At 62.0% G+C, this 24,060-nt stretch carries 23 protein-coding genes and 1 pseudogene; 8 read left to right on the top strand and 16 right to left on the bottom strand.

Annotated elements, in window-relative coordinates; genetic code table 11:
* The first annotated feature begins 171 nt into the window (after positions 1-171).
* Together P3T43_RS01890 and P3T43_RS01885 are read left to right on the top strand one after the other, a co-directional pair.
* A complete protein-coding gene (locus P3T43_RS01890; RefSeq protein WP_429279317.1) occupies positions 172-1,701 on the top strand; it encodes a flavin-containing monooxygenase in 1,530 nt (509 codons plus the stop codon).
* A 54-nt stretch (positions 1,702-1,755) separates the two neighbouring features.
* Positions 1,756-2,727 (top strand): alpha/beta fold hydrolase, encoded by a 972-nt coding sequence (locus P3T43_RS01885; protein WP_429279316.1) that lies wholly within the window; start codon positions 1,756-1,758, stop codon positions 2,725-2,727.
* 51 nt (positions 2,728-2,778) lie between these two features.
* On the opposite strand, the gene P3T43_RS01880 is transcribed toward P3T43_RS01885, so the two are convergent.
* From P3T43_RS01880 to P3T43_RS01860, 5 genes are all read right to left on the bottom strand, one after another.
* Positions 2,779-2,940, bottom strand: a complete 162-nt coding sequence (locus P3T43_RS01880) for a hypothetical protein (RefSeq protein WP_429279315.1) — start codon at positions 2,938-2,940, stop codon at positions 2,779-2,781.
* A gap of 26 nt (positions 2,941-2,966) precedes the next feature.
* Complete coding sequence (locus tag P3T43_RS01875) at positions 2,967-3,785, bottom strand: ABC transporter permease subunit (protein ID WP_429279589.1); 819 nt, start codon at positions 3,783-3,785, stop codon at positions 2,967-2,969.
* Positions 3,785-4,714, bottom strand: coding sequence for an ABC transporter permease subunit (locus P3T43_RS01870; RefSeq protein ID WP_429279314.1), 930 nt, complete (start codon positions 4,712-4,714; stop codon positions 3,785-3,787). Before P3T43_RS01870 ends, P3T43_RS01875 begins: the two co-directional genes overlap by 1 nt.
* On the bottom strand, positions 4,711-5,877 hold the full coding sequence (locus tag P3T43_RS01865; protein ID WP_429279313.1) for an ABC transporter ATP-binding protein: 1,167 nt from the start codon (positions 5,875-5,877) through the stop codon (positions 4,711-4,713). Before P3T43_RS01865 ends, P3T43_RS01870 begins: the two co-directional genes overlap by 4 nt.
* 99 nt (positions 5,878-5,976) lie before the next feature.
* Positions 5,977-7,077: a polyamine ABC transporter substrate-binding protein gene (locus tag P3T43_RS01860; protein WP_429279312.1), complete on the bottom strand. Its 1,101-nt coding sequence runs from the start codon at positions 7,075-7,077 to the stop codon at positions 5,977-5,979.
* Positions 7,078-7,689: 612 nt separating this feature from the next.
* Here P3T43_RS01860 and P3T43_RS01855 point away from each other — a divergent pair.
* Positions 7,690-7,893 (top strand): DUF1289 domain-containing protein, encoded by a 204-nt coding sequence (locus P3T43_RS01855; protein ID WP_429279311.1) that lies wholly within the window; start codon positions 7,690-7,692, stop codon positions 7,891-7,893.
* A 140-nt stretch (positions 7,894-8,033) separates the two neighbouring features.
* Here the strand turns inward: P3T43_RS01855 and P3T43_RS01850 are convergent, their stop codons facing one another.
* Positions 8,034-9,626 (bottom strand): ABC-F family ATPase, encoded by a 1,593-nt coding sequence (locus tag P3T43_RS01850; RefSeq protein WP_429279310.1) that lies wholly within the window; start codon positions 9,624-9,626, stop codon positions 8,034-8,036.
* Between the two features lie 178 nt (positions 9,627-9,804).
* Here P3T43_RS01850 and P3T43_RS01845 point away from each other — a divergent pair, with 178 nt between their 5' ends.
* Positions 9,805-10,011, top strand: a complete 207-nt coding sequence (locus tag P3T43_RS01845) for a dodecin (protein ID WP_429279309.1) — start codon at positions 9,805-9,807, stop codon at positions 10,009-10,011.
* A 212-nt stretch (positions 10,012-10,223) separates the two neighbouring features.
* On the opposite strand, the gene P3T43_RS01840 is transcribed toward P3T43_RS01845, so the two are convergent.
* From P3T43_RS01840 to P3T43_RS01825, 4 genes are all read right to left on the bottom strand, one after another.
* The gene (locus tag P3T43_RS01840; protein ID WP_429279308.1) at positions 10,224-11,318 is read right to left on the bottom strand and encodes a BMP family ABC transporter substrate-binding protein; all 1,095 of its coding nucleotides are present in this window, start codon (positions 11,316-11,318) and stop codon (positions 10,224-10,226) included.
* Positions 11,319-11,398: 80 nt separating this feature from the next.
* Positions 11,399-12,328: an ABC transporter permease gene (locus P3T43_RS01835; RefSeq protein WP_429279307.1), complete on the bottom strand. Its 930-nt coding sequence runs from the start codon at positions 12,326-12,328 to the stop codon at positions 11,399-11,401.
* A gap of 18 nt (positions 12,329-12,346) precedes the next feature.
* Entirely contained in the window at positions 12,347-13,465 is a 1,119-nt protein-coding gene (locus P3T43_RS01830) for an ABC transporter permease (RefSeq protein ID WP_429279306.1), read from the bottom strand.
* Positions 13,466-13,561: 96 nt separating this feature from the next.
* Entirely contained in the window at positions 13,562-15,166 is a 1,605-nt protein-coding gene (locus P3T43_RS01825) for an ABC transporter ATP-binding protein (protein WP_429279305.1), read from the bottom strand.
* 254 nt (positions 15,167-15,420) lie between these two features.
* Here P3T43_RS01825 and P3T43_RS01820 point away from each other — a divergent pair, with 254 nt between their 5' ends.
* Positions 15,421-16,353, top strand: a complete 933-nt coding sequence (locus P3T43_RS01820; protein WP_064269273.1) for a LysR substrate-binding domain-containing protein — start codon at positions 15,421-15,423, stop codon at positions 16,351-16,353.
* A gap of 59 nt (positions 16,354-16,412) precedes the next feature.
* Here P3T43_RS01820 and P3T43_RS01815 read toward each other — a convergent pair whose 3' ends face one another.
* Positions 16,413-17,816 (bottom strand): 8-oxoguanine deaminase, encoded by a 1,404-nt coding sequence (locus tag P3T43_RS01815; RefSeq protein WP_429279304.1) that lies wholly within the window; start codon positions 17,814-17,816, stop codon positions 16,413-16,415.
* A 91-nt stretch (positions 17,817-17,907) separates the two neighbouring features.
* Positions 17,908-18,198 (bottom strand): hypothetical protein, encoded by a 291-nt coding sequence (locus tag P3T43_RS01810; protein WP_429279303.1) that lies wholly within the window; start codon positions 18,196-18,198, stop codon positions 17,908-17,910.
* A 225-nt stretch (positions 18,199-18,423) separates the two neighbouring features.
* Here P3T43_RS01810 and uraH point away from each other — a divergent pair, with 225 nt between their 5' ends.
* From uraH to P3T43_RS01795, 3 genes and pseudogenes are all read left to right on the top strand, one after another.
* A complete protein-coding gene (uraH, locus tag P3T43_RS01805; RefSeq protein ID WP_429279302.1) occupies positions 18,424-18,777 on the top strand; it encodes a hydroxyisourate hydrolase in 354 nt (117 codons plus the stop codon).
* A 357-nt stretch (positions 18,778-19,134) separates the two neighbouring features.
* A complete protein-coding gene (locus P3T43_RS01800; RefSeq protein ID WP_429279301.1) occupies positions 19,135-20,328 on the top strand; it encodes a urate hydroxylase PuuD in 1,194 nt (397 codons plus the stop codon).
* A gap of 208 nt (positions 20,329-20,536) precedes the next feature.
* A pseudogene (locus P3T43_RS01795) lies at positions 20,537-20,805 on the top strand (helix-turn-helix transcriptional regulator).
* 139 nt (positions 20,806-20,944) lie between these two features.
* Here P3T43_RS01795 and P3T43_RS01790 read toward each other — a convergent pair.
* The 4 genes from P3T43_RS01790 to puuE form a co-directional block, all read right to left on the bottom strand.
* Positions 20,945-21,457 (bottom strand): ureidoglycolate lyase, encoded by a 513-nt coding sequence (locus P3T43_RS01790; protein WP_429279300.1) that lies wholly within the window; start codon positions 21,455-21,457, stop codon positions 20,945-20,947.
* Positions 21,454-22,467: an allantoicase gene (gene alc / locus P3T43_RS01785; RefSeq protein ID WP_429279299.1), complete on the bottom strand. Its 1,014-nt coding sequence runs from the start codon at positions 22,465-22,467 to the stop codon at positions 21,454-21,456. Before alc ends, P3T43_RS01790 begins: the two co-directional genes overlap by 4 nt.
* Before the next feature lie 111 nt (positions 22,468-22,578).
* Positions 22,579-23,100, bottom strand: a complete 522-nt coding sequence (gene uraD / locus P3T43_RS01780) for a 2-oxo-4-hydroxy-4-carboxy-5-ureidoimidazoline decarboxylase (protein ID WP_429279298.1) — start codon at positions 23,098-23,100, stop codon at positions 22,579-22,581.
* The gene (gene puuE / locus P3T43_RS01775; RefSeq protein WP_429279297.1) at positions 23,097-24,047 is read right to left on the bottom strand and encodes an allantoinase PuuE; all 951 of its coding nucleotides are present in this window, start codon (positions 24,045-24,047) and stop codon (positions 23,097-23,099) included. The genes uraD and puuE overlap by 4 nt, the downstream gene beginning before the upstream one ends.
* Positions 24,048-24,060: the final 13 nt, after the last annotated feature.

The raw sequence follows: 24,060 nt of genomic DNA, 5'->3' as shown, positions 1-24,060 counted from the left end.
CGAAACCAGAGCGCGCAACGCGCATGCAACGCCTGCACTGTAAACGATCTTGACGCGAGGCGCACACTTGTCTACTCTGCGCGTTACAGAGTAGACAAGTGTAGACGTCCGCTGTCCCCTCATGCACCCGTACGCACCGTCACAGCGTCATTGACCCGGAGCCCCGCACCGATGCCGTCCCTCTCGCCCGTTACGCCACGCATTGCCATTGTCGGGAGCGGCTTCGCCGGCATTGGCATGGCGATCCGGTTAAGGCAGATGGGACTGGAGTCGTTCACGATTTACGAGGCCGCGGGCGAAATCGGCGGGACGTGGCGCGACAACACCTATCCCGGCGCCGCCTGCGACGTGCCCTCGCATCTGTACTCGTTTTCTTTCGAACCCAATCCTGACTGGACGCGCGCGTACGGACCGCAGGCCGAAATTCTCGCCTATCTGAAGCACTGTGTACGCAAGTACGGGCTCGCACCGTTCGTGCGCTGCCATGCGCGCGTGGTGGCGGCTCGTTTCGATGAAGTGCGACAACTGTGGCAGCTCGAGATCGAGTCTGGCGAGAGGTCCGGCGAGAACCCGGCCGCCTCGGCTGCCGTGGGTTTCTCAGGCCCACGCGAGACGATCGAGGCCGACCTCGTGATCGCGGCAAGCGGACCTTTGTCGCGGCCGGCGATGCCACGGATCGCGGGTCTCGAACGCTTTGCCGGCAAACTGTTCCACTCGGCGCGCTGGGATCATGACTACCCGCTGGACGGCAAGCGCGTGGCGGTGATCGGCACCGGCGCCAGCGCGATCCAGTTCGTGCCGCAGATCCAGCCGCGCGTCGGAAAGCTGGATCTGTTCCAGCGCACGGCACCGTGGATCATGCCGAAGCCCGACAAGCCGGTTGGCGAACGCGTGCAATGGTGGTTCCGGCATGTGCCGTTCACGCAGCGTTTCGTGCGCAGCGCGATCTACTGGCAACTCGAATCGCGCGCCATCGGCTTCGTCGTCAATCCAAAGCTGATGCAGTTTCCGATGAAGTTTGCCTTGAGCTATCTGGAGCGGCGCGTGCAAGACCCCGTGCTGCGCGCCAAACTGACACCGGGCTACCGGCTCGGTTGCAAACGCGTGCTGATGTCGAGCGACTACTATCCGGCGCTCGGGCAGCCCAATGTGCGCGTCATTACGGACGCAATCCGCGAGATCGTCGCCGACGGCATCGTCACCGAAGACGGCATCCATCACGCCGCCGACGCGATCATCTGCGGCACCGGCTTTCAGGTCAACGATGTCCGTGCGCCGTTCGACGTCACCGGTATCGACGGCGCGGATCTCGGCGCCCGATGGCTGCGCGACGGCCCCGAGGCCTACCTCGGCACCAGCATCGCCGGCTTCCCGAATTTCTTCATGATGGCGGGTCCCAACACGGGCCTGGGCCACAATTCGATGATCTTCATGATCGAGTCGCAAGTGCAGTACATCGCCGACTGTTTGCGCGAACTGCGCCGGCACGGCGCGCGCACCATGAACCTGCGTTCCGACGTGCAACAGGCATTCAACGCGCGTCTGCAAAAGGACATGCGACGCTCGGTGTGGGCGAGCGGTTGCCATAGCTGGTATCAGACGAAGAGCGGCAAGGTCACCGCCATCTGGCCCGGCTTCACGTTCAGTTTCCGCAAGCGCACCCGGCGAGTGCGCGCGCACGAGTACCGCTTCACGCGCTGAGATTGGCCGCGAGGCATCGCGTTGTTCAAACTCAAATAATCAGGGAGACTAAGCATGGTAAACCTCGGAACCGTGCCCCGCGCGCAGGGCACGCCGCTGCCGCGCCGCTCGCTTGCCGCGCGCCTCGGTATCACCAGTGTGCCGCGCGAAACACTGCGGCGACGCTATACACAGCCGGGCTCGAAGTTCGTCAGCATCATGGGTACCGAGGTTCACTACGTCGAAGAAGGCAGCGGCGATCTGCTCGTGATGATTCACGGCTTCGCGTCCTCGCTGCATACCTGGGACGGGGTCGCTGAAGAACTCGCACGCAGTTATCGGGTGATCCGCCTCGACCTGCCGCCCTTCGGCGTCACCGGGCCGCTATGCAGCGCGTCCGGCGCGATCGAGACGATGAACATGCCCACCTACCGGCGCTTCATCGATACCTTCATGCAGGCGCTCGGCATCGATCGCGCGACCCTGATCGGCAACTCGCTCGGCGGTCTGATCTCGTGGGACTACGCGGTGCGCCATCGCGATGCGGTGGAGCGATTAGTGCTCATCGACTCGGCGGGTTTTCCGATGAAGCTGCCGATTTATATTGGCCTCTTCAACAGCGCACTGGTGCGCATGAGCGCACCGTGGTGGCTGCCCGAGCCCATCATCAGGAGTGCGGTGCGTAATGTCTATGGCGACCCGCGCAGGCTCGCCGCACCTGTGCTGCGGCGCTATGTCGAGTTCTTTCATGGTCAGCACACGCGCGCGGCGATCGGCAAAATGGTGCCAACGCTCGATTTCGCCGACCTCGATACCGATGTGCTGAAAACCATCGACGTCCCCTCGCTCGTGCTGTGGGGCGCGAAGGACCGCTGGATTCCGCCCGCGCATGCAGCGCAGTTCGCGCAGCGGATTCCGGGCGCGCAGTCGGTCATGTACGAGGGGCTTGGCCACATCCCCATGGAGGAAGATCCGGAGCGCGTGCTAGCGGATTTGCGAGCATTTCTCGCGCAGGAAACGGCCAGTGGAAAGACGCTCGCGCTGTGACGCGCCTCTGCCCTGACGGGACCGTGCATGTGCCCAGCGGCACGTGCATGCTCACCCCCCGCCGCCCAGCAGGAGCAACAGATTCCACAAAAACTTGCAGGCCATGACGATCAGCCCCCATAACTGGTAGAGCTGTTGCCAGCCGGCAACGTAGGCAAACGCTTCGATCATGGTTACCCAGGCGGTGAACGGGAGTGATGGTTGGGCACGCACCTCAGCGCCGCGCAGGCAACCCTAAATCAAACCGCCATCGCCATCCTCTTCCGCTCACTACGCTGCATAAAGTGATTTCCAACAATAACGCCAACGGTCACTACACCAATAAACAGCGTAGCCAAAGCATTCATCTCAGGATTCAACCCTAAACGAACACGCGAGAAAACGACGAGCGGCAAAGTCGTCGACCCAGGCCCCGACAAAAACGCGGACAGTACGAGATCGTCGATAGACAGCGTAAACGACAGCAGCCACCCCGCGACAAGCGCCTGCGAAATCAATGGCAACGTAATAAAGAAAAACACCCGCAATGGCGTCGCGCCGAGATCGAGGGCCGCCTCTTCCAGCGATGGATGCAATTCCCGCACCCGCGACTGCACAATGATGGCCACATACGAAATACACAGCATTACATGCCCGATCCAGATCGTGAACACGCCACGTCCAGCCGGCCAGCCAAGCCATTTGGCCATTTCGATGAACAGCAGCAGCAGCGAAATCCCCTGAATCACCTCGGGAATCACGAGCGGCGCATTGATCATCCCCGTGTACAAGGTAAAGCCACGAAACCGCCCCATCCGCGCCAGCACAAAACCCGCCCATGTGCCGATGAACACCGATGCAAACGCCGTCATCAAGCCAATCCGCAACGACAGCCACGCCGCCGCGATCAGCTCGTCGTCATTGCCCAGTGCGGCGTACCAGCGCGTCGAGAAATGCGTCCACACCGTCACCAGTTGCGATTCGTTGAACGAATACACCACCAGGCTGACAATCGGGATGTACAAAAACAGAAACCCAATGCCAAGCGCAATGAACTGCAATATGCGATTCGGTTTCATCAGCGCCGCTCCTCCAACGCCTTCGCCTGCGCGTACTGGAAGAACGCCATCGGCACCAGCAGCAGCAACACCATCGCGCACGTCACCGCGGAAGCCATCGGCCAGTCGGCATTGTCGAAGAACTCATTCCACATCACGCGGCCAATCATCAGCGTGTTCGCCCCGCCCAGCAATTCCGGAATCACGTACTCCCCCACCGCCGGAATGAATACCAGCAGGCAGCCCGCGATGATGCCGTTTTTCGACAGCGGCAAGGTGATCTGCCAGAACGCCTTCCACGGCTTCGCGCCCAGGTCGTAGGCCGCTTCCAGCAACGTGATGTCCATTTTCACGAGGTGCGCATACAGCGGCATCACGAGGAACGGCAGGTACGAATACACCATGCCGATATAAACGGCGGTATTCGTGTGATACAGCTCGATCGGCGTATGAATCAGGCCAATCGACATCAGGAAGTTATTCAGCAAGCCGTTATTCTTCAGGATTCCGATCCATGCATAGACGCGAATCAGGAACGACGTCCAGAACGGCAGCATCACGGCCATCATCAGAATGTTGCGGGTGGCCGGATTCGAACGCGCGATGTAATACGCCATCGGATAGCCGAGCAGCAGGCACAGCAGCGTCGACACCGCCGCCACCACCACCGAGTTCACATAGGTCGCAAAGTACAGGCTGTCGGTCAGCAGGAACGCATAGTGCGACAGGTCGAGCACGATGTGAACCACGCCGTCCTGGACGCTGGTCAACTCCGTATACGGCGGAATGCCCAGCTGCAGGTCGGCAAAGCTGATCTTCACCACCAGCAGGAACGGCACGAGGAAAAACAGCAACAGCCAGATGAACGGTCCGGCCACCACCGCCGTTCGGCCCGTCAGACCAAAGCGCCGCACAGGCCAGGACGCGAAGGCACTCAGCGCGTTCTTCATGCCGTCAACACCACGCCCGCCGACGCACTCCAGCGCACATAGACTTCGTCGCCCCAGGTCGGCGGGTCGATCTCGGAGAGCGCCAGACTCGTGACGTTCGCCACCACCATCTTGCCGCCGTCGAGCTTCACGTGATACAGCGAATAGCCGCCCATGTAGGCAATATTCGTGACGACGCCCTTACCCCAGTTGTAAGCGCCCTCCGGCGGTTTGCGCGTGAGTGCGATGCGCTCGGGCCGCACGGAGATCGTCAGCGGCATGCCGAGCGGTCCGGTAATGCCGTGGTTCACATACAAGCGCACCGGCAAATCCGGTGTTTCGACGAAGATGTGATCCGGTTCGTCTTCGACGACATTGCCGTCGAAAAGATTAGTCGAACCAATGAACTCGGCCGAAAACCGGCTGTTCGGATACTCGTACACTTCATGCGGCGTGCCGAGCTGGATGATCTCGCCTTCGCTCATCACCGCGAGCCGGCCGGCCATCGTCATCGCTTCTTCCTGATCGTGGGTCACCATCATGCAGGTGACGCCGACCTTGTCGAGAATGTTGACGAGTTCAATCTGCGTGCGCTGACGAATCTGCTTGTCCAGCGCGGACATGGGCTCGTCGAGCAGCAACAGCTTGGGCCGCTTGATCAGGCTGCGCGCGAGGGCCACGCGCTGCTGCTGACCACCCGAAAGCTGATGCGGCTTGCGCTTCGCAAAGCGCCCCATCTGCACGAGGTCCAGCACCGACTGCACGCGCTCCTTCAGTTCCGCCTTCGACACGCCTTCCTGCTTCAGTCCGAAAGCGACGTTCCCTTCGACCGTCATGTGCGGAAACAGCGCATACGACTGGAACATCATATTGACCGGCCGGCGATACGGCGGCATCTGCGCGAGGTCTTCGCCGTCGATCAGGATCTTGCCCGAGGTCACACTCTCGAGGCCCGCGAGCATGCGCAAAAGCGTGGATTTGCCGCAGCCCGAACTGCCGAGCAGAGCGAACAGTTCGCCCTTCTTCACCGACAGGTTCACCTGCTTGACCGCGAACGTCTCGCCAAACTTCTTGACGACGTCGACGATCTGCACGAAGTTTTCCGCTGCTTCGTTCGCAACGGCATAGCTGCCCGGGGGCGGTGTGCCGGCCCCTGCCAGCGCACCCGACTGGTCACTGCTCATGATGTGCTACTTCACTCCCGCGTTTGACGAACAAAGCCCCCGGTGAACGCCGGGGGCTTGATGAGGATGCCTTGCTATCGGCCATTCAAACCGCGGACTTTAGCGGCCGGACTTGAATTCGGTCCACAGCCGGGTCTGCAGCCGCTGGATTTCCGGTGGCAGCGGCTTCAGCAGGAACAGCGTCTTGATGACATCAGCCGGCGGATAGACAGCCGGATCGTTCGCCACGTCCTTGTCGACATACTTGCGCGCTTCCAGATTCGCGCTCGGGTAGTAGACCTCGTTCGTGATCGCGGCGTGGACCTGCGGCGTCTCGATGTAGTTGATCCATTCGAGCGCGGCTTCCTTGTTCTTCGCGTCCTTCGGAATCGCCATCACGTCGAACCAGACCGGCGCACCGCCCTTCGGAATGTAGTACTCGATCTGATACGGTTTCTTCGCTTCGACCGCGCGATGCTTCGCAATCACCACGTCGCCCGACCAGCCATACGCGAAGCAGACGTCGCCGCCCACCAGATCGTTGATGTAGCCCGACGAGTTGAACTGCGTGATGTACGGACGGATTTTCTTCATCATCTCGAGCGCGGCGCGGTAATCAGCCGGGTTCGTGCTCATCGGATCCTTGCCGATGTAGTGGAGCGCCGCTGCAAACATCTGGTCAGGCGCATCGAGCACCGAGACGCCGCACGTCTTCAGCTTCGAAATGTATTCCGGCTTGAAGAGGATATCCCAGTTGTTGAGCGGGACGTCCTTGCCGAGAATCTGCTGGACTTTGGTGACGTTGTAACCGAGACCCGTCGTGCCGTAGGCCCAGGGCACCGAGTACTTGTTGCCCGGATCGGCGCCCGCGACGAGCGCCATCAGCGAGGGATCGAGGTATTTGAGGTTCGGCAGCTTCGATTTGTCCAGCGGCGCGAAAATGCCCGCGGCAATCTGCTTGCCCGCGTAATTACTGGTCGGCACCACGATGTCGTAGCCCGAATTACCGGTCAGCAATTTAGCCTGCAGTGTATCGTCGCTATCGTAGTTGTCGTATTTGACCTGAACGCCAGTCTGCTTCGTGAAGTTGGGGATGGTGTCCTTGGCGATGTAATCGGACCAGTTATACACGTTCAATTGCGTATCTTTTGCGGCCGCCGTCAGCCACGGCGTGGCGCACAGCATCAGCGTCGCCAGTTGGCGCACTACCAGTTTTTTCATCCCGTTCTCCGATCCCGTCGGCCGCAGCCGAGCGTCCACTCCATGTGCCGCGGTGCATCGCCCGCGGCTCCCCTGAAAAACCCGAAAACTACCACTAATTATTGCGCGCTTCAAAAAAAATACCAGGCTGTCGCGCAAAGGGTACAGCGTGAATGATTTGGGCGACCGCCATAGCTTGACGCGCCAAAACAAAATTGCGCGCAATTTTAGCGGGTTATTGCCGCGTGTCCACCCTGAAAAAAACCCGCGCGCCGTGATTGAATCGTATTGGCGGCATTCGCCAAGGTTTTACCGGCTGCGCCGCGTAGACAGGATCGGAATGAGGCTGACGGCGAGATAACGCGTTAGCCTTCGAACGGCTTTCAGATGCGTTTCATCCGGTTCAGCGGTTTGCCGAAGCAACGGCCCGTTGCGGCATGATGTCCGGCGTCGGAGCGGCGTCGGTTAGCCGAGGCTTCCACTCAACGGGCTAGTCCGTGGCGGGCCGTGACAGGCACTGCAGTCATTCTGTAAGCAATCTTATATCGAGGCATCGGGCCATCTCGCCCGGGGCGAATGCGCGGCATCGGTTAACATAGCGGCACTTTCCTGTGTCCCGTCCCAAGGTTTTGAATGGCTTCGAATCTCCACGCTCTTCCGGATAGCCCGTGTATTGGCGTCTGCTCCACACTCTTCGACGAGGTCTGCAAGGGCTGCGGACGCACCGCAATCGAGGTATCGAACTGGGTCTTTCTGAGCGACGAGGAAAAGCGCGCGGTGTGGGTGCGCATTGAACAGGACGGCACGGCCATGCGTTTCAGGAACGACAAGCTCTGACGAGCCGGCTGTTGCGGCGGAAAACCGCGAGAGACATCGAGGCGCGATCGAATCGCGTTGCTGCGGAACCTGCGTTGCACCCCAGCCTGAGATCGGGTTGACGTGCAACGCAGTTACATCATGAATCGGGCAACCGCGGCTTACTGCACGCCCTGGCTCGCGAGGAATTCCTCGTAGTTACCGCCGAAGTCGTACAGCGTGCCGTCCGTACGCACTTCGATGATCCGGTTTGCCAGGCCGCTCACGAACTCGCGGTCGTGCGACACGAAAATCAGCGTGCCGTCGTACTTGTCGAGCGCAATCTGCAGCGACTCGATCGATTCCATGTCCATGTGATTGGTGGGTTCGTCCATCAGCAGGATGTTGTGACGGCCCAGCATCAGCTTGCCCCAGATCATCCGGCCCTTCTCGCCGCCGGAGAGCACCTTCACCGACTTGCGGATGTCGTCCGCGTTGAACAGCAGGCGGCCCAGCGTGCCGCGCACCATCTGCTCGTCGTCGCCTTCCTTGCGGTAGCCGTCGATCCAGTCCATCAACGTCACGTCGTCCGGAAACTCTTCGTACGTGTCCTGCGGCATGTAGCCGATATTCGCGTTCTCGGCCCACTTCACCGTGCCGTGGTCCGTCTTGACGCTGCCTTGCAGCGAACGCAGCAACGTGGTCTTGCCTGCGCCGTTCTGGCCAATGATGGCGATCCGTTCGCCCGGCTGAACGCTGATGCTGAAGTTGCTGAAAATCGTGCGGTCGTACTTCTTCGTGATGGTCTCGGCGACCACCGCGATGTTGTGCAGCTTCTTCTCGTATTCGAAGCGGATGAACGGATTCTGCCGCGACGAGGGCTTGAATTCCTCGATCTTGATCTTGTCGATCATCTTCAGACGGCTGGTGGCCTGACGGGCCTTCGACTTGTTCGCCGAGAAGCGGCGCACGAAGTCCTGCAGGTCGGCCACGCGTTCCTTGGCCTTGGCGTTGGCATTCTGCTGACGCTCGCGCGCCTGCGTGCTGGCCAGCATGTAGTCGTCGTAGTTGCCCGGATAAACCTTCAGCGTGCCGTAGTCCATGTCTGCCATGTGCGTGCAGACCTGGTTCAGGAAGTGTCGATCGTGCGAGATGATGATCATCGTCGAGTTGTACTGGTTGAGCACGTCTTCCAGCCAACGGATCGAGTTGATGTCGAGGTTGTTGGTCGGCTCGTCGAGCAGCAGCACGTCGGGCTTCGAGAACAGCGCCTGCGCGAGCAGCACGCGCAGCTTCCAGCCCGGCGCCACGTTGCTCATCGGGCCGTTGTGGTCTTCGATGGCAATGCCGATGCCCAGCAGCAGTTCGCCGGCACGGGCTTCAGCCGTGTAGCCGTCGTACTCGGCGAATTTCGCTTCGAGGTCGGCGGCGTGCATGTAGTCGTCGTCGGTGGCGTCCGGGTTCGCGTAGATCGCGTCGCGCTCGGTCATGGCGGCCCACATTTCGGTGTGCCCCATCATCACGACGTCCAGCACGCGCACATCTTCATACGCGAACTGGTCCTGGCGCAGCTTGCCGAGGCGCACGTTCGGTTCGAGCATCACATTGCCCGAGCTCGGCTCGAGATCGCTGCCGAGGATTTTCATGAACGTGGACTTGCCGCAGCCATTCGCACCAATCAGGCCGTAGCGGTTCCCTTCCCCGAATTTGACCGAGATGTTCTCGAAGAGGGGCTTAGGCCCGAATTGCATGGTGATATTTGCGGTAGACAGCACGGCGCGTCCTTTCAATGAATTTACGGCGAACAACCCATCATTTTAGCAGGTTATCGAGACGATGACCCGCGCCTCTCGCGCACGCGCCGGGCACGCACCGTGCGCCGTTATCCAGCAGTGCACATGGGGCACGATTGCCTATACTTTTTTCACTAACCTGAAGAAGAAGGAGGAGAGGATGAAAGATCACGTCTACAAGCAGATTGAATTGACCGGCTCGTCGGCCAAGTCGAGCGACGACGCCATCCGCACCGCGATTGAAAAAGCGTCCAAAACGCTGCGCAACCTGCATTGGTTCGAAGTCATTGAAACGCGGGGCCAGATCGAAGACGACAAGGTCGTGCACTGGCAGGTGACCATCAAGGTCGGTCTGCGGATCGAATAAACGCCAATAACCGCAAAAAACGCGCAGAGGCGCAAACAAGTGCGCGTAAAAAATGCTGCGTCCACAAGGACGCAGCCTCAAAAGCAGCGGCTGCTAAACCGCCGCCTGGTCGATTCCTCACGTGGCGCGGCGCCCGCTATCCTCCACCGGCGCCGAACCGGCGCGCCGCGCTGGCAGTCGTTCCTGGCGCCGACTGCCAACGTCCACGGCGCCTACTTCGGCAAGCTGCCGTCGACGCCCTCCACGTACCAGTTCAGTCGCTGCAGTTCGGGATCGGTCAGCGTCTTGCCGGCCGGCACCTTCACCTCGCCCGCCTGATCCTTGATCGGACCGGCGAACACATCCCACTTGCCGCTCGCGATCTGTGCGCGCTTCGCCTCGACGTCCTTCAGCGCGTTGGCCGGAATCGCCGAAGTGTTCAGGTCGTCCAGGCTGACCGCATTCTGCGGAATGCCCCACCACACCGGATCGTTCTTCCACTTGCCGTCCAGCACCTGCTGGACCACCGCGGTGTAATACACGCCCCAGTTGCCCACCACCGAACCCAGGTGCGCGTCAGGACCGAACTTCTTCATGTCCGAATCCCAGCCGAACGCATGCACATGCTTTTCCGAAGCCGTGGCCAGCGTGGCGCTCGAATCGGTGTTCTGCAGCAGCACGTCGGCGCCCTGGCCGATCAGCGTTTCCGCCGCCTGCTTTTCCTTGCCCGGATCGAACCAGCTATTGATCCAGATGACCTTGGTATGGATCTTCGGATTCACCGAACGCGCGCCGAGCGTGTACGCGTTGATGTTGCGGACCACCTCGGGAATCGGTACCGAAGCGACGAAGCCGAGCGTGTTGGTCTTCGTCACATAGCCCGCGGCGATGCCGGCCAGATACGCGCCCTGATACATCCGCACGTCATAGGTGCCGAAGTTCGCTGCCTTCTTGTAGCCGGTCGCGTGCAGGAACACCGTGTCCGGGAAGTCCTTCGCCACCTTCAGTTCGAAATCCTGATAGCCGAAGCTCGAACCGATGATGATCTTGTTGCCCTTGTTCGCCAGATCGCGGAAGACGCGCTCCGAGTCGGCCGATTCCGGCACGTTTTCGATGCGTGTGACCTTGATCTTGTTGCCGAACTTCGCCTCGACATCCTTCGAGCCCTGGTCGTGCGCGAAAGTCCAGCCGGCGTCCCCTGGATTGCCGAGGTAGACGAAGGCGACGCCCGGCACATCCGCGGCCTGCGCGGCTGGCGACAGCGTGACGCCGAGGCCAAGCGAAGCAGCCCCCAGCGCCGCGGCGGTCAGCAGATTTCTTCTCTTCATGTTCTCTCCTGTCGTGTGATTGTGATTCGTTGAAACCGTTTAGCGAGTTCGTGCAGGTTAGGCATGGCCAATCGGAGCGCCTACCCCGCCGCAAAGAAAGGCTTGCCGAGCGAGGCCGGCGCGTTCAGGCGGATCGTGTTCGGATTGCGCGAGATCAGCACCAGCACCACGATCGTCGCGACATACGGGAGCATCGCGAGGAACTGCGTGGGCACCGGTACGCCGATCGCCTGCGCATAAAACTGCAGACCGGTCACGGCACCGAACAGCAGCGCGCCGATCAGCAGACGCCCCGGCCGCCACGTGGAAAACACCACCAGCGCCAGCGCGATCCAGCCGCGTCCCGACGTGAGTTGCTCCTGCCACAGATGCAGGTTGACGATCGAGTAGTAGCCGCCAGCCAGACCCGCCATGCCGCCGCCGAACGCGACCGCGCCGTAGCGCACACCGATCACCGGAAAACCCACCGAATGGGCCACCTGCGGCGACTCGCCGACCGAGCGCAACACGAGACCCGCACGCGTGCGATAGAGAAACCAGCCCACCACGGCGAACATGATGAAGGCGAGGTAATCGAGCGGGGTCAGACTGAAGAACGCCGGCCCCAGCACCGGGATTTTCGACAGCAGCGGAATCGTCCACACATCGATCGACGCCCGCACCGCCGCCGACGTGTACGGCTTGCCGACATACGCCGACAGTCCGATGCCGAAGATCGTCAGCGAAAGGCCCGTGGCGACCTGATTGGCCAGCATGGTCAGCGTGAGAAAGCCGAACAGCAACGACATGGCGAGCCCGGCCACGATCGACGCAAGCACGCCCAGCCACGGCTCGCCGGTGATGGCGGTCACCGCGTAGCCGCTGACCGCGCCCATCAGCATCATGCCCTCCACGCCGAGATTGAGGACCCCCGATTTCTCGGTGACGAGTTCGCCCACGCCCGCGAACATCAGCGGAATCGCGGCGGTGACGGCGCTCGAGGTGAGCGCGCTAGCTTGTGGAATATCCATGGGATCGGGTCGGGAAAATCAGTGGGCCTCAGTGGCAACATGCGCCGCTGGCGTGCGTCGGCGCACGCGGTAATTCACAAACAGGTCGGCACCCAGCAGGCAGAACAGCAGCAAGCCCTGGAACACGCCGGAGAGCGCCTGCGGCAACTGCATCGAGGTTTGTACCGCTTCGCCGCCGAGATAAAGCAATGCCATCAGCAGACTCGCCAGCACGATCCCGACCGGATGCAGGCGGCCCACGAACACCACGATGATCGCCGTGAAGCCGTAGCCGGGCGACCACGTCGCCTGCAACTGACCGATCGGTCCGGCAATTTCGCCCATCCCGGCCAGACCCGCGAGACCGCCGCTGATGAGCAGCGACGTCCAGATGGTCTTCTTGTCCGAGAAACCGGCGTAGCGGGCGGCGAGCGGCGCGAGGCCGCCGACGTTCATGCGGAATCCCGCGAAGCTCTTGCGTATGAACAGCCACACCAGGGGGATCGCGACGAACGTGACGAAGATCGACGCATTCAGCCGCGTGCCGCGCAGGAATTTCCAGTGCCAGTCGCCGGAGAACGTCGGGTAGAGCGCGTCGCCGCTGAACATTTCGGAGAGCGGAAAATTCATCCCCTGCGGGTCGCGCCACGGACCGCTCACCAGATAGATCAGCAACTGGGTGGCGACGTAGGTGAGCATCAGGCTCGTGAGAATTTCATTGGTGTTGTAGCGGCTGCGCAGGAAGGCGGGAATCGCGGCCCAGACCATCCCGCCGACGACGCCCGCCAGCATCATGGCGGGCAGGATCCACCAGCCGCTTGCCTGGTCGAAATAGATGGCGACGCCGCTTGCCGCGATGCCGCCGAGCAGCATCTGCCCTTCCGCGCCGATGTTCCAGACGTTGGCGCGATAGCCGATGGCGAGCCCGAGCCCGATCAGGCACAACGGCGACGCTTTGAGCAGCAGTTCGGACCAGCCGTTCACGTTCGAAAGCGGTTCGATAAAGAACGCATGCATCGCCGCGAGCGGGTCGCGCCCCACGAGGCCGAAAATCAGGAAGCCAAGCGCAAGCGTGAGCAGCGCGGCGACCAGCGGGACGGCCAGCTGCATCGTGCGCGAGGGCGCCGTGCGGGCTTCGAGTCGATACGGAAAGATCATGAGTCTGCGTGTTGCCCCAGGGTTATGCGTAAGGATTTGGATGTTGCGTGCATTTCTTGCAATGCGTCACCCTGTCCGCTCAGCCGCGCGACAGGCTCAGGCATGCGCCGGCTCTTCGGACGAAGGCGCCGCGCCCTCTTCCCGGCCGCCGAACAGGCCCGCCATCCATCGGCCGATCTCCTCGGCGTTGGTGTCGCCGGTCACGCGCACCGGCGACAGCCGGCCGCCCGCGAGCACCGCGATGCGGTCGCAGATATCGAACAGTTCTTCGAGTTCTTCCGAGATCACCAGAATTGCAACGCCGCGCGCCGACAGATCCAGCAACTGCTGACGAATGAACGCCGCCGCGCCGACGTCGACGCCCCAGGTCGGCTGCGCGACCACCAGCACCTTCGGCGCCTGCAAAATCTCGCGTCCGACGATGTACTTCTGCAGATTGCCGCCCGACAGGCTCTGCGCGAGCGCCTCGGTGCCGCCGCAACGCACATCGAAAGAGTCGATGCATTTCTTCGCGAAAGCGCGCATCGCACCGGCCTTGATCCAGCCGGAGTTCACCATTTTCTGACGGTAGCCGGTCAGGAGCCCGTTTTCGGCGAGCGTCATGGCCGGCACCGCGCCGCGCCCCAGCCGCTCCTCCGGCACGAAGCCGTATCCCAGCGCGCGGCGTCCGCCTGCACCGAGCCGGCCCGCGGGCTTGCCGCAGATCGTGATCGCATCGGCACGCGCGCCGCGTTGTTCGCCGGACAACGCGGCGAGCAGTTCCGCCTGGCCATTACCCGATACGCCCGCGATACCGAAGATCTCGCCGGCATGCACGCTGAACGAGACCTTGTCGAGCGAGGTGCCGAACGGATCGTCGCTGGCCGCCGAGAGATGCTTCACGTCGAGCAGCACGTCGCCCGGCGTATGCGCGCGCCGGTTGTAGTCCGGCAGCGAATGACCCACCATCAATTGCGCGAGCGACGCCTGCGTTTCCTCGCGCGGCTTCACATGACCGGTCACGCGGCCGCCGCGCATCACCGTGGCGGTGTCGCACAGCGCCTGGATTTCGTCGAGCTTGTGGCTGATGTAGAGAATGCTGCAGCCTTCGGCGGCGAGGCGGCGCAGTGTTTCGAACAGCTTGCGGACCGCTTGCGGCGTGAGCACCGAGGTCGGTTCGTCCATGATCAGAAGACGCGGATTCTGCAGCAGGCAACGCACAATCTCGACGCGTTGCCGCTCGCCCACCGTCAGGCTGTGCACGTGCCGCTGCGGGTCGATATCGAGGCCGTAATCCGCCGACACTTCGCGAATGCGCCGCGCCAGCGTCTTCAGGTCGAACGGTTCGTCGAGCGCGAGGGCAATGTTCTCGCCTACTGTCAGCGTCTCGAACAGGGAGAAATGCTGGAACACCATGCCCACGCCGAGCTTGCGCGCGGCCGCCGGACTCGCGATGTCGACCGTTTGCCCTTCCCAGCGAATTTCACCGGCATCCGGACGCACCGCGCCGTAGATGATCTTCATCAGCGTGCTTTTGCCCGCGCCGTTTTCGCCGAGCACCGCGTGGATTTCGCCGGGCGCGACGACCAGCGTCACGTCGTCATTGGCGCGCACGGCCGGATATTGCTTGGTGATGCCCGCCAGCACCAGACGCGGCACGACCGCCGGGCCGCCCGCGGAGGGTGCGGCGGCAGCGCCGTTAAAAGAAGAAGAATCGCCCATGAGTTTCCGTAATACGCCTGTGACGGTCTGTTGCTACGAGGCGGCGCGCCCCGGACGAATGCGCCGTTCCTTCGCTATATCGAAATGACAATACCTAATTCGCCCCTGTCAGTCGAGCCGCCAAAATTCTCCGCAAAGCCGCGCCAGTAAGCCCTGTGCGGGTATGCCTCCCTTGACGCATGTTTGTGTTCATATTAAAACTCATATACCCCACGGCACGATCGATCAGCCAGAACATATATTTCGGAGAAGTCATGAGCCAGCAACGCGAGGCGATCGACACATATTTATTACGCGTCTTGCACACTCTTCTGATGGAGCGCAGCGTGACGCGCGCGGCTGTCAAACTGAATCAGTCGCAGCCTGCCATCAGCGCGGCGCTGCGGCGTCTGCGCGACATCACGGGCGACCCGCTGCTGGTGCGCGGCAAGTCCGGCATGGTCCCGACCGAGTACGGGCTGCGCCTGCTCGAACCGGTGCAGAACGCGCTGCGGGAAATCGAACGCATCAAGTTCCAGCAACACAACTTCGATCCGGCTACTTCGATCCGCTGTTACCGGATCGGCTGCCCGGATTATCTGAACGTGCTGTTCGTGCCGACGGTGGTCGAGCGCTTCCGCCAGGCCGCGCCCAATGCGACGCTGGAATTTCATTCGCTCGGGCCTGCGTTCGACTATGAACTAGCGCTCGAAGACGGCAAGCTCGATACCGTGGTCGGCAACTGGCCGGAGCCGCCGGAGCAGCTGCATCTGTCGAACCTGTTCGTCGACCAGATCGTCTGCCTGATGAGCAACACGCACCCGTTCGCCAAACGCGGCGGGTTGACGCTCGACCAGTACCTGAATGCTCCGCATCTTGCGCCTACTCCCTATTCGGTGGGCCAACGCGGCGCGATCGACGTGCACCTCGCGCGCGAACGCCTGAAGCGTCATGTCGTCGTGACGCTGCCGTACTTCAACCTCGCGCCGTATGTGCTGATCAAATCAGACCTGATCTTCACCACGACGCGGCTCTTTGCCGACTACTACGCCAAGTTCCTGCCGCTGACCGTGGTTCCCGCACCGCTGGATTTCCCGCCGATGCAGTATTACCAGTTGTGGCACGAACGGGTTCACTACTCCGACGAAGTCCGCTGGCTGAGAAGCCTGGTTGCCGAGGCGACCAAGACCCTGATCGACAAGCCTTGAGGCTTGCATGCCCGCGTCCCGTGACGCGGGCACGAGGCTCTGCCCGAAGGGACATTTCGTCAGGCAGCGGCCTCATACAACGCCTTTGCCAGACGATTGTGCTGCTCGATCACCGGGCCCAGTTCGAGCGTCGCCAGTTGCCCGTCCTTTACCACCACCTTCCCGCCTATCACGCTGGTCGACACCTGTGACGGCGCACAGAACACCAGTGCGGCCACCGGATCGTGCAAGGCGCCGGCAAACAACGGTTGACGCAAATCGAACGCGACGAAATCCGCCGCCATACCCGGCGCCAACGCACCGATATCGTCGCGGTTGAGCACCTTCGCCCCGCCGAGCGTCGCGATCTCCAGCGCCTCGCGTGCGGTCATCGCGTCGGGGCCGAAGCCGACGCGTTGCAGCAACAGCGCCTGGCGGACTTCGGCAACCATCTGCGCGCCGTCGTTCGAGGCCGAACCGTCCACGCCCAGCCCGACCGGCACGCCGGCGAGCCGCATGCGCTTTACCGGCGCAATGCCTGACGCAAGCCGCATGTTCGAACAGGGGCAGTGGGCCACGCCTGTGCCGGTGCGCGCAAAGAGTTCAATGCCCGCGTCGTCCAGTTGCACACAGTGCGCATGCCACACGTCATGCCCCACCCAGCCGAGGTCTTCTGCATACTCCGCCGGCGTCATGCCGAACTTTTCGCGGCTGTAAGCAATATCATTAACGTTCTCCGCCAGGTGGGTGTGCAGCGACACCCCGTATTGCCGTGCCAGCACCGCCGATTCGCGCATCAGATCGCGGCTCACCGAAAACGGCGAACACGGCGCGACCACCACGCGCAGCATCGCGTAACGTCCTTCGTCGTGATACGTCTCGATCAGGCGCTGCGTGTCCTTGAGAATCTCCGGCTCGCGCTCCACCACCGAGTCGGGCGGCAAACCGCCGTCCTTCTGCCCTACGCTCATGCTGCCGCGGGCCGCATGAAAGCGCATGCCGATGCGCCGCGCGGCGGCAATGCTGTCGTCGAGCCGGCTGCCGTTCGGGTAGATATACAGATGGTCGCTCGAGGTCGTGCAGCCGGACAGCAGCAACTCGGCCATCGCAGTCAGCGTCGAAACTTCGATCATCTCCGGCGTGAGATTCGCCCACACCTTGTACAGATTCGTCAGCCACCCGAACAATTCAGCATCCTGCGCAGCGGGAATCGCCCGCGTCAGGCTTTGATACATGTGGTGATGCGTGTTGATCAGCCCCGGTATCACCAGATGCCCACGCATATCCAGCACTTCGTCGGCTGTTTGCGGCAGTTCCGCCGTCGGTCCGACTGCAACGATCCGGTTGTCCTCGATATACAGGCCGCCGTCGCGCAACTCGCGCCGGGCGCCGTCCATCGTCACCAGCACGTCCGCGTTCCTGACCAGCATGGTCTTGCCGCGCTTCGCTTCGCCTGTGTCTGCACTTGCCTGCTGCATCGTCATTCGTTTTCTCCGCTCTGTTACTGCCGTTGCGGCGGGCCATCGTGCAGGCCGGCCGCAACGACGAGGCTGATACCGGCTGTGCCGGTGTGCCCTACCGTGTGCAAAGTCGTTCGAACGCGATGCGATGGACACGCTGCCGCGCCGCCGCGTCCATTCGAACGCCGTTGGCCCGGTTACCCAGCGTGCTTCGCCGTCTTCGGGATGCGCGGCATTGCTGCTGCGCATGGACGTAACCTTCGACGGCCAAAATAACGCTGACAACATACGCCACTGCGATACCCAGGTTCAGGCCGCCGATATAGTGGGCTTTTTTGGCGCCGGTAGGATCGGGACGAGCGGTCATCCACGATTCACGCCCGCGCCGCACCGGATTGCGCGACATTGTCGAGTTCTCGCGACAAGCCTTACAGCGCGCTGTCATGCGCCAGCTATTATCTTTCCTATCGCTCGTGCGCGGACGGGAACAACCTTCTTAAAATAGTTACCACGGCGCTCGCTTCAAATCGCCGACGGGTATGTAGCCACTGACGTGGAGCCTCGATCCGCCGCACCGTATTCTGGATCGGGCCGCCGCCGAAACCTCGCATCCACATAAGGAAAATTGCGAATGGGAAAGCTCACCACCCATGTGCTCGACACCGCCAACGGCCGTCCCGGCGCGGGCATCAAGGTCGAACTCTTCGCGCTCTCCGGCGACACGCGCCGCGCGCTGAAAACCACCCGAACCAATGACGACGGCCGTTGCGACCAGCCGCTGCTCGAAGGCGACGCACTGGTCGCGGGCGAATACGAACTCGTGTTCGGCGCCGGCGACTACTTCGCTTCGATCGGCACCCAGGTCCCGGAACCGCGCTTTGTCGACCGCGTCGTGCTGCGCTTCGGCGTGGCCGATGCCGGTGCGCACTATCACGTGCCGCTGCTGGTGTCGCCGTGGTCGTACAGCACGTATCGGGGCAGCTAAGCGGCAGCAAGGGCTCAACTCACGGGCCACGAGGGGGAATCAGAACCGTACGGGACACAGGATGGAGACTGGGTCTGATCGACGCCTCACCGACCTCGCCGCCGCTGCATTTCGCAGATGCTTGGAGACACCTGCGAAGCGCAGTCGAAGGCAAACGGCTTAGCCCAGGACCCAACGCTGCGACCCGCCGGGGCGAATCAGGAACCGCAATACGACGCTGTGCGGATGGAATGCACCGCGTCCCCTAACAGCAGTTTGCGCACGTGGCGCGTAGCAGGCCGAATCACAGGGTCCCCATTGACCCGGCATCGAACCCGCGCCCGGAACGCAGACAACGAATCAGAAGTGGAGGAGTTCATGGAAGGCTTTATCACTGACTGGCTGAACCTCGCATTGCGCTGGTTTCACGTCATCGCCGCAATCGCCTGGATCGGCGAATCGTTCTATTTCGTCGCACTCGACAACAGCCTGAAACCGCCAACGGACCCGAACCAGCGCCGCCGCGGCGTGTTCGGCGAGCTGTGGCACGTGCACGGCGGCGGCTTCTACAACATGCAGAAGTACACCGTCGCACCGCCCGAAATGCCGGACGATCTGCACTGGTCGAAGTGGCCGTCGTACACCACGTGGCTCTCGGGTGCGAGTCTGTTCACCGTGCTGTATCTGTTTTCGCCCAGCACTTACCTGATCGACAAGAGCGTGCTGGATATGGGTCCGGTGGTAGCCGTCGCGTCCGCGCTCGGTTTCCTCGCCGCGGGCTGGATCGTCTACGACTCGCTGTGCCGCGTGCTGGGCAACAAGGACAAGGTACTGGGCATTTGCGTCGGCCTTTACGTGCTGATCGCAGCATGGCTTGCGTGCCATATTTTTGCCGGGCGCGCGGCGTACCTGATCGTCGGTGCGATGCTCGCGACGATCATGTCGGCCAATGTGTTCTTCGTGATCATTCCCGGTCAGCGCAAGATGGTCGACGCGATGCTGAAAGGTGACACGCCGAACCCGATCTACGGCAAGCGCGGCAAGCAGCGCTCGGTGCACAACACGTATTTCACGCTGCCGGTGGTGTTCGCAATGCTGTCGAATCACTACGCGATGACTTACACGAACCAGTACAACTGGATCATTCTCGCCATGATCATGATGGCGGGTGCGCTGATCCGTCAGTTCTTCGTGATGCGTCACCGCGGCCAGGTGCTGTGGTACCTGCCGCTGGTCGGTATTGCGCTGATGTTCGGCGCGCTCTTCTGGACCATGCCGCGTCCGGTCGTGCCGCAAGCCGAAGCCGCCAATGCGCCGACCTTGAAGGTCGCCGACATCGCGCCGATCCTGCAACAACGCTGCGCCGCATGCCACTCCGCGCATCCAACCCTGATGGGCAGCGCGCCGTCGGGCGTCATGTTCGATACGCCGGATGAGATCTCGCAGAATGCACAGCGTCTGTATCAGCAGGCGGTCACGCTGAAGGCGATGCCGCTCGGCAACGTGACGCATATGACGGACGACGAACGCCAGAAGCTTGCGGCGTGGTTTCAGGGCGGGGCCTTGAAGTGATGGAGTGAAGCCGGCCGCTGCGGCGGCTGGTTTGGCTGGCTGGTTGGCGATGACAGATAGCGGGCTTTTCGCGCGAGCGGAAAGCCCGTTTTTCTTTGCGCGGGCGACGATGCGGATTGCCGGTGGCGTAGTATCGTCTGCGCAAAATTGTAGCCTTCGGGCTACAAAAATCGCCTATTCTTGGCATTTTGATGCCTTGGGGCTACAAATGACCACCCTCGCCGATGTCTCAGACAGGTTGAAGGAAGTTCGTCGCGAAGCCAGTCTGTCGCAAGATCAGCTGGCGCGGCGCGCGGAGGTGGCACGCACTACCGTCGTACGCATGGAAACGCTCGCGAAAACGACATGAGCGTATCCGAACTCGTGCGCTTGCTGGTGGCAGCAGGCTACGATCTCAAGGTTGTTGCTCATGGCCAAGGCCGGACGCTTGAAGACATCCTTGCCGAGCAACGCGCAGTTTCGGGACCCAATCAATGAGGCTCGATGTCCAGGTCCAGGGCAGGAAGCTCGCCACGCTGTTGATACAAAAACAAAAAACGCCCAGGGCAACCACCCCGGGCGTTTTGTCCTTCCACGCGCAAGGTACTCGCACCCAACGCGTCGCAAAACTACTCCATCAAACCGTCACCGCACTCAACGCATCCTCAGCCAGCCACAGCGACTCGGCAAGATCCTGCTCGTTGAGATTGAGCCCGTCTCCGCCGCGATCCACCACGATGAAATCGCTTACCTCACCAAGCGCGATCAGCGGATGATGCCAAACGCCCTTCGCATAGTTCACGCCTTGCCAGCCGCTCGTGACAAACGCACGAATTTGCGTTGGATCAAGTTCGCCGGATGGCGCCACCACCACAAGGTAAGGCTTGTCATTCAGCGGCACAAACGCCTGACTGCCAAGCGGATGACGTTCGAGCATCTTCACCTCGAATGGCAGCACGCGCGGCTGGCCGCGAAACAGGTTCACCAGGGTGCGGCCGCCCTCATCCCTCACGTCCACTTTCGCGAGGTCGTGATAGCGGATCGTGGTGCCGAGATTGATCGGAATCTGCTTGGCGCCTTCGAGTTCGATCACGTCGCCGAACGGGGCGAACGCATCCTTCGTCAACGGTTCGATGGCAAGCGCTTTCATGATGCGAGCGTCCCCCACAGACGCAACCGCGAGACACCGCCGTCCGGAATGATGTTAAAGCGCACGTGCGTCACCGGGCCGAGCGCCGCCACTTCACTTTCGAAGTAATGCTGGTTGTCCATTTTCAGCTTCTGCTCGCCTAACAGAACGGGCCAGAACATGGCTTGCGTGATCAGCGAGCTGTCCGTGCCACCCGTGACATACGCCGCCTGAATCGAGCAGCGGTCCGGATAGTTGCCCTTGAAGTGCGCCGTATCCACTTCGATCTTCCTGATCACGCCCGGTTGCGCCAGCGCGATGATCGCCCAGTCGTTACCGGGTTCGCGACGACGGCGCGTTTCCCAGCCGTCGCCCATGTTCACGCCACGGCCCGGCATCAGGATCGTCGACGCCGCGCCGAAGTGCTGGTTGTTCGCTCCGACCAGATACGCGCCGTTTTCCATCGCGGCCAGATCGAACTGCTCGGTGCGGCTCGCGCCGGCCCAGTCCACTTGCGGCTGGCCGTAGACACGCAGACGTGCAATCCCGCCGTCCGGGTAGATGTTCACGCGCAGGTGCGTGTACGCGTTAGCGTCGCTGACTTCGTGATAGTGATGGCTGTTGCCTTGCAGCGTCGTCGACGGGACGATCTCGGTCCACTGGGTCGACTGGTTCGGCTGGCCGTCCACCACGCGCGCCGCTTCGACCGAAGCCGCCGGTGGGAAATTGCCGGTGAAGTGGCTCGTATCGAGATCGAGCCCCTTGATCACGCCCGGACGCGCCAGCTTCACGACGCACCAGTCATAGCCGGTCGTGCGCTTGCGGCGCGTCTCCCAGCCGTCCATCCATTTGCCGTTGTCGTCGTACTTGCCCGGAATGAAGACAGCGGGCTCCGGATTCAGCATCCGTTCCTTCGGCGCGAAGAAATCGTCGCTAGCCTCGAGCGCCTGCGCGCCGAGACGCGGGTCCGCCAGGTTCACATAGCGGCGGGTGAAATCCGGTGCGTTGGGGTCGAGAATCGGGAGTGCCATCGTTGTCTTCCTTCCTGTCTGATAGTGCGAAAAAACGCTTCGTTTCGAGACCTGCGCCGCGCTCTGATGCCCGCGCGTGCCGGCTGATGCCAACGCGATGCCAACGCGTGATTACGCGTCGATCAGGTCGTCGAGCCGAAAGCGTGCGATACGGTAGATCTGGTCGAGGCTCGCGCGCAGTTCGTCGGCGCGGCTATGGTTCACCCGCGCTTCGAAGTTGGCGATGATGCCGTGGCGGTCGTAGCCGCGCACCGCGAGAATGAACGGAAAGCCGAATTTGTCGCGGTACGCCGCGTTTAGTCCGACCAGCTTGTCGAATTCTTCCTGCGTACATTGGTCGAGGCCGGCGCCGCTCTGCTCGCGGGTCGACTCGGCCGTCAGCTCGCCGCGCACGGCCGCCTTGCCCGCGAGTTCCGGGTGGGCGTTGATGAGTGCGAGCTGCTTTGCTTCGCCAGCCGCTTCGACCGCGCTCGACATGGTGTGATGCAATGCGCCGATGCTCGCAAATGGCCGCTGTTCTGCCGCGACTTCCGCGACCCACGGCGAATGCTCGAAAATGCCCGACAGCGCTGCAACGAACGCGTCGGTCGAGATACGATTCAGTTGGTCGAGTGTGTATTGCATCGCCTTCATGCCGCAGCCCCGCGGTTGTCTGGTTGGTAAGGATGGTGTTCGCGCCAGTGCCGCGCAATGTCGACGCGCCGCGTGACCCACACGCGATCGTGCTGCTCGATATGATCGAGGAAGCGCTGCAGCGCGCGGAACCGGCCCGGGCGGCCCAACAGCCGGCAGTGCATGCCGATCGACAGCATTTTCGGCGCTTCGTCGCCCTCGGCGTAGAGCACGTCGAATGCATCGCGCAGATACGTGAAGAAGTGATCGGCGGTATTGAAGCCTTGCGGGCTCGCAAAGCGCATGTCATTGGTGTCGAGCGTGTACGGCACGATCAGTTGCGCAGTCTTCGCACCACCCGTGACCTCGACATCCATCCAGAATGGCAGATCGTCGCCGTAGTAATCCGAGTCGTACAGGAAGCCGCCGTATTCGGCGACCAGACGGTGCGTATTGGGACTGTCGCGACCGGTGTACCAGCCGAGCGGCCGCTCGCCCGTCACGCGCTCGATAGCCTGCATGCCGAGCCGCATGTGTTCGGCCTCTTTCTCCGGCGACATATCCTGGTAGTGAATCCAGCGGTAACCGTGGCACGCGATCTCGTGCCCCAGTTCGACAAACGCACGTCCGAGGTCAGGATGACGCTCGATGGCCATGCCGACGCCGAACACGGTCAGCGGCAAGCCGCGTTTTTCGAATTCGCGCAAAATGCGCCAGACACCTGCCCGCGAGCCGTATTCGTAGATCGACTCCATGCTCATGTGGCGCGCCGGATAGGCCGCCGCGCCGACGATCTCCGACAGGAACTGCTCCGAGCCCGGATCGCCATGCAGCACGCAGTTTTCGCCGCCCTCTTCGTAATTCAGCACGAATTGCACCGCGACGCGCGCCCGCCCGGGCCAGTTCGCCTGCACCGGATGGCGGCCGTAGCCGATCAGATCGCGTGGATAGTTCGAATCGAGTGGCATGGTTTGACGAATG

Source organism: Paraburkholderia sp. GAS41 (genome assembly GCF_050436545.1).
In the GTDB taxonomy this organism is placed as follows: Bacteria; Pseudomonadota; Gammaproteobacteria; order Burkholderiales; family Burkholderiaceae; genus Paraburkholderia.
The sequence above is the reverse complement of the archived record's forward strand: the minus strand, read 5'-3'. Positions and strand labels throughout refer to the sequence as shown.

Bases quoted from the DNA above. Each gene is read 5' to 3' on its own strand.
- P3T43_RS01890 (WP_429279317.1), top strand. From the start codon at position 172: ATGCCGTCCCTCTCGCCCGTTACGCCACGCATTGCCATTGTCGGGAGC.
- P3T43_RS01885 (WP_429279316.1), top strand. From the start codon at position 1,756: ATGGTAAACCTCGGAACCGTGCCCCGCGCGCAGGGCACGCCGCTGCCG.
- P3T43_RS01875 (WP_429279589.1), bottom strand. From the start codon at position 3,785: ATGAAACCGAATCGCATATTGCAGTTCATTGCGCTTGGCATTGGGTTT.
- P3T43_RS01870 (WP_429279314.1), bottom strand. From the start codon at position 4,714: ATGAAGAACGCGCTGAGTGCCTTCGCGTCCTGGCCTGTGCGGCGCTTT.
- P3T43_RS01865 (WP_429279313.1), bottom strand. From the start codon at position 5,877: ATGAGCAGTGACCAGTCGGGTGCGCTGGCAGGGGCCGGCACACCGCCC.
- P3T43_RS01860 (WP_429279312.1), bottom strand. From the start codon at position 7,077: ATGAAAAAACTGGTAGTGCGCCAACTGGCGACGCTGATGCTGTGCGCC.
- P3T43_RS01855 (WP_429279311.1), top strand. From the start codon at position 7,690: ATGGCTTCGAATCTCCACGCTCTTCCGGATAGCCCGTGTATTGGCGTC.
- P3T43_RS01845 (WP_429279309.1), top strand. From the start codon at position 9,805: ATGAAAGATCACGTCTACAAGCAGATTGAATTGACCGGCTCGTCGGCC.
- P3T43_RS01840 (WP_429279308.1), bottom strand. From the start codon at position 11,318: ATGAAGAGAAGAAATCTGCTGACCGCCGCGGCGCTGGGGGCTGCTTCG.
- P3T43_RS01835 (WP_429279307.1), bottom strand. From the start codon at position 12,328: ATGGATATTCCACAAGCTAGCGCGCTCACCTCGAGCGCCGTCACCGCC.
- P3T43_RS01830 (WP_429279306.1), bottom strand. From the start codon at position 13,465: ATGATCTTTCCGTATCGACTCGAAGCCCGCACGGCGCCCTCGCGCACG.
- P3T43_RS01825 (WP_429279305.1), bottom strand. From the start codon at position 15,166: ATGGGCGATTCTTCTTCTTTTAACGGCGCTGCCGCCGCACCCTCCGCG.
- P3T43_RS01820 (WP_064269273.1), top strand. From the start codon at position 15,421: ATGAGCCAGCAACGCGAGGCGATCGACACATATTTATTACGCGTCTTG.
- P3T43_RS01815 (WP_429279304.1), bottom strand. From the start codon at position 17,816: ATGACGATGCAGCAGGCAAGTGCAGACACAGGCGAAGCGAAGCGCGGC.
- P3T43_RS01810 (WP_429279303.1), bottom strand. From the start codon at position 18,198: ATGTCGCGCAATCCGGTGCGGCGCGGGCGTGAATCGTGGATGACCGCT.
- uraH (WP_429279302.1), top strand. From the start codon at position 18,424: ATGGGAAAGCTCACCACCCATGTGCTCGACACCGCCAACGGCCGTCCC.
- P3T43_RS01800 (WP_429279301.1), top strand. From the start codon at position 19,135: ATGGAAGGCTTTATCACTGACTGGCTGAACCTCGCATTGCGCTGGTTT.
- P3T43_RS01790 (WP_429279300.1), bottom strand. From the start codon at position 21,457: ATGAAAGCGCTTGCCATCGAACCGTTGACGAAGGATGCGTTCGCCCCG.
- alc (WP_429279299.1), bottom strand. From the start codon at position 22,467: ATGGCACTCCCGATTCTCGACCCCAACGCACCGGATTTCACCCGCCGC.
- uraD (WP_429279298.1), bottom strand. From the start codon at position 23,100: ATGAAGGCGATGCAATACACACTCGACCAACTGAATCGTATCTCGACC.
- puuE (WP_429279297.1), bottom strand. From the start codon at position 24,047: ATGCCACTCGATTCGAACTATCCACGCGATCTGATCGGCTACGGCCGC.